We start from the raw sequence: 4,239 nt of genomic DNA on the forward strand, positions 1-4,239 counted from the left end.
GTCCCGCCAGGATTCTCGATCAACTCCCCATGAATGCTGCCAGCCAAGCGACATACTGATCACATCTGCTCCATAATCCGTAGCAAATTCGATTGCAGCCCAGACTTCTGATTCTGTTCCACTACCTTCGTTATCAAGAACTTTTACACACATGATCGTAGCATCCGGAGCCATTCCGGTTTGAGATCCTGCAGTTCCGTCTCCAGCAACTGTTCCAGCGCAGTGAGTTCCATGACCATGATCATCCATAGGATTATTATCATTGTTAGCAAAGTCATATCCATGATAAGGATAGCCATAAGCAGAACCATCCCAGACATGATCCTGCAAGTCATGATGAGTGTATCTGACACCTGTATCCAGAACTGCGACAGTTACTCCTTCTCCCGTATAACCCAAAGCCCAGACATCATCTGCGTTCACGAGAGTTACATTCCAGGTTATTTCTCTGTCTCTCTGATTTCCTTCGCTTATCGTTTCATTGGAAGTATCGGGTTCGATCAGGATTTTCCTTTTTTCATCCCAATCGATACTTCTGATATCGTTTCTTTGAGATAATTGCTGAACCACATGCGGAGCAGCGTAACAATTGATCAGATTAGTGATCCATAACGGATTGATATCCCGCACTATTCCCTGATCTTCAAAGAATTCTAATTCTGCAATAATCTGCTGTTGCGAATTTTGGGAGAATTGTTTCAATTCATCAGTTACGAATTCTCTTTTTTCTTCTCTTGAAAGATCTTGAGTTGCTCTCATCAACTCCTGGAATTCATACTTCTCTTTCAGAGCGATATTAATTCTAACAAATTCCGTTTCAGGAGTCTGCGTCAATTTTTCCTGAAGTTGCGTAGTTACGACATTTTCATTCACTGCAAAAAGTGTTAAACTTGCGACAATGAAAATACACACGACAACTACTGTTTTTTTCATAAAAAACCTCCGTTTTTTTGTAGCACAGAATTGCATTCTGTGAGAACTTCGAAAACTTGCCAAATTCTTGAAATTTGGCAAGTTTTTCCATTAATTACTTGCTGTTATACGATAAAATTTCTTTTCTTCTGAAACAGATTCGCTCCAAAAAGTTCCTGTAATTCCTGCCTGTTCAACATTTGAAAATGTTCCATAAGGATCTGCATCACTGTAAACTGTATAAGATGTTGCTCCGGTTACAGCATCCCAGCTAATATTTATATTTGAACCGACAATTTCGATCACAACATTCTGTGGTGTTTCGGGCTGGAATATTGTTCCAACATATAAATTGATCGGAACAATCGTCAGCGGTTCGTCAGGATCATTGCTGTTTATCATCAGATTCTTCAGATAAGTTCCTTCAGGTAAACCGGAAGCGTCAAAGGTTAATGATATATCATTATAAGAAGTTCCCGGGACATTCCCGGAAGCTGGAGAAATGCTCAACCAATCTTTCTTAAATAAAACTGCCAGTTCATTATGAACATAATTTTCATTATAACAGACTTGAAGTCCGTCATCTCCGGATTCATTCTGGATACCGATCGTAGAAGTATCGATATCACCGGAAACTGTTCTATATTGCAGTAATATCTGTCCATTTGCATAAAGGATAAACTGAAAATCATAAGTTCCGTTCCAGGTTCCGGGATAATGAATGACATCATCGAACCAGACAATCAGACTATCGGAATTTCCGTAATAATAAACATCTCCTCCACCATTCGATCCGTCAAAAGGATAAAGATCATCCCAGAATCCAAAAATCGCAGGTTTGGGAGCATCGACACGAGGAAGTTCAAAATTATGCCAATCTGTCCAGTCATCTCCAAATCCAAGCCAGCCATTCGGACTGATCCGGAATTGAGTGTAATCGGTTCCGTAATAATTGAAAGTAAACCCAATTGGTAAAAGATTTGTGGCGTAATCATTATGAGTGAAATTTACTAAAGTTCCCATTCCGGAGATATCCCGCCAGGAATAAATCGGTCCATCCGGTTCATCGCTGTCTTTCCAACTATAACCAAAAATATCAGAACCTCCGGAATCTCGATCTTCATGAGTTAAATTATAAATAAGATCATATTCTCCATCATTGGAAATCCTTAAATTTTCATCAGTCGTTTCATCGGATTGTAAATTTACTGTAAAAGAAGTTGGATTTATGGAAATATCAGGTGGATCTGCTGCTTCTAAACTTACATTTAAAATCGTTGTATCTCCGCTGATAATACTGACATTTTCAAATGTTTGAGAAAAATAACCATCTGCAGAAAAAGTGACATCATAGTTTCCGGTTTCGAGTAAACGATAGTATCTTCCAAAAAGTTCATCACTCTGATAAGGTTCGCGATAAACTCCTGTATTGTCGATGCCTTCGATGTAAATTTCTGCAACGATCGGTAAACCGGTTTCCGAATCAGTGATGATTCCGGTCAGAGTTTGATAATTTACTCTATCCAAAAGGATCATTGCTGCCTGGATATTATCGTCACAAATCCCCTGTATCTCATTTCCAGGAGGAATGAATTCTGTTCCCAATTCGATCGTAAAAGAAAAAATGCCGTGTTGACCGTAGGAATAATCATCGGTTGTTCCCATGCAGGGATACAATTCCCATGCTTCTTGTGGAGTATAATTTCCTCCATAAGCAGATGGAATAGTCACAGCCATTTCAATCGCCAATTCTTCCAGGGCATCATGATCGGGAGCAATAACTCCATCATTATATCCGAATGGGAAAAGCACTAATTCGCTGTAACTGTGATATGTTATGCCGGTCACAAAATGATGGGATTCCAACAAATTTTTCATCGCTACAATTTCCGGTTCAGACCAGGCTTCGGGTCCATGATAGACATCGGAAGACCAATCATCGGAAGTTCCGACCGGACCCCATTCCCAGCCATAATTCCGGTTTGGATCGACTCCGTCATAACTATCAATATAGCCATTCTCATTATTATCTCGAATATTTTTTCTCCACCAGACATCGTATTCATCGATGACAAGTTTGTGACCATTAGGATTTACTAAAGGAATGAACCAGATTTGAGAATTATTCACATTATCCGTAATCGTTGGATCTGTTCCGTAATTATCCAAAATATGGTTTAAAATAGCCATCGTAACTTCGCAACTGATCGGTTCGCGAGCATGATGAGTTCCCATATAATAAACACCAGGTTCATCTTCTTCGACAAGTACATTATCGGAAACTTTCAAAGCCCAGACTTCTTGATGATAGATATCATAATTGGAATTTCCATTATCGGAATATTCTTTTCCCCAGGTTTCACCAATATCATAAAGTTTACAGATAGTTGGATTATTTGCTTCAATCAGCTGCAGTTCGGTTAGAACTTCATTATAATTTCGATACGCAGTTAATTCTCGCTTATCCTTCAGATTTTGTTTCAATTGCTGTTCTGTTTGCACGATCTTTATTTTGTATCCTCTATTCAGAAGTTCCTCATATTTTGATCGAGTAACAACAATATCCAGATATTGTCCGGGCTTAAATGAAGCGATATCATAAAATTCGGGTGTAAATTCTTTTAACACTTGAGCAGTTGGATATTCAAACCTGATAACAACTTTTTCTTCAGCTGATAGTGTGAATGAAACCAGTAATAATGCTATAAAAATAAAAAGTCTCATATTTTTCATATAAACTCCTCCATTTTAAGAATTTATATAATGATGCAATTTTCAATCCATTAAAAGGTTAGTCTTTTATTTGACTCCATCTTTCGTCATCAGGAGCAATTTTCATTATTCTTTTTTTCAAATCCTCAAATTCCTGCTTCTTATCATTCAATTTCAGTAATTCCAAGTGAAGAAAATCCTCTTCCAGATAATCTACTTCTTCTTCCGGACTCTCAATATCTTTACCCTTATAGGAAATTCCTGTTTTCAGACTTGCCAGTGCTTCCTTATTCTTTCCCATTTCTTTCTGAACTTTTGCCAGCCAGACATAAGCATCATAATGCTCTTTTCTGGTTTCTATAGATTTCATTAGTGCTACTTCCGATTCCTCCATCCTGTTGGACTTATAGAGTGCTTCTCCTTTATGGCGCCAGGGACATGACCAGTTTGGAGTTTCATTATTGATTTTATCATAGATTTTGATACTTTCATCATATTTTCCCGAACTCAACAACAAATTAGCATAAGAAAATTTTGTCCGGTTATCAAGACTATCCAGATTATTTTCCAAAACTGTCAGGTTTCTCTCTAATTCCATAAAATTTAGATATGAAA

3 protein-coding genes are annotated in these 4,239 nt (G+C 37.9%); all 3 read right to left on the reverse strand.

Features of this window, described 5'->3' with window-relative positions:
• Positions 1 to 969 (reverse strand): hypothetical protein (locus tag ENL20_09775; GenBank protein HHE38845.1); only part of this gene is annotated, 969 nt, incomplete at its 3' end.
• Positions 970 to 1,023: 54 nt separating this feature from the next.
• A complete protein-coding gene (locus ENL20_09780; protein ID HHE38846.1) occupies positions 1,024 to 3,645 on the reverse strand; it encodes a hypothetical protein in 2,622 nt (873 codons plus the stop codon).
• Between the two features lie 58 nt (positions 3,646 to 3,703).
• Positions 3,704 to 4,239 (reverse strand): hypothetical protein (locus ENL20_09785; protein ID HHE38847.1); only part of this gene is annotated, 536 nt, incomplete at its 5' end.

The organism is Candidatus Cloacimonadota bacterium (genome assembly GCA_011372345.1).
GTDB lineage: Bacteria > Cloacimonadota > Cloacimonadia > Cloacimonadales > TCS61 > DRTC01.

Bases quoted from the DNA above. Each gene is read 5' to 3' on its own strand.
- ENL20_09780 (HHE38846.1), bottom strand. From the start codon at position 3,645: ATGAAAAATATGAGACTTTTTATTTTTATAGCATTATTACTGGTTTCA.